Annotated in this window: 1 pseudogene; it reads left to right on the top strand. The window is 65.9% G+C overall.

Features of this window, described 5'->3' with window-relative positions:
* Positions 1–17 precede the first annotated feature (17 nt).
* A pseudogene (locus TN53_RS43360) lies at positions 18–334 on the top strand (carbohydrate ABC transporter permease); the annotation flags it as partial.

Below are 334 nucleotides of genomic sequence, written 5' to 3'. Positions count from 1 at the left end.
TGGCCCCCTTCTACTGGATGCTGGTCTCCAGCCTGCGCCGCACCTCGGACATCTTTGACACGTCGCTGCTGCCCCCCCCGGTGTCGTTCGAGAACTACCGGGCGGTCTTCGACCCCTCCCAGGGCTTCGGCCGGGCCCTGCTCAACAGTTTGATCGTGGCCGGCAGCACCACCGTCCTGGCGCTGCTGCTGGCCACGTTCACCGCCTACGCGATGGCCCGGCTGGAGTTCCGGTTCAAGCGGCTGATCCTCCCCCTGATCATCGCCACCTCGATGTTCCCGGTCGTGTCGATCGTGGTCCCGCTGCTGAAGCTGTTCACGGACATCGGCTGGAT

The sequence above is a fragment of the Streptomyces sp. WM6386 genome (assembly GCF_000972385.1).
In the GTDB taxonomy this organism is placed as follows: Bacteria; Actinomycetota; Actinomycetes; order Streptomycetales; family Streptomycetaceae; genus Streptomyces.
The sequence above is the reverse complement of the archived record's forward strand: the minus strand, read 5'-3'. Positions and strand labels throughout refer to the sequence as shown.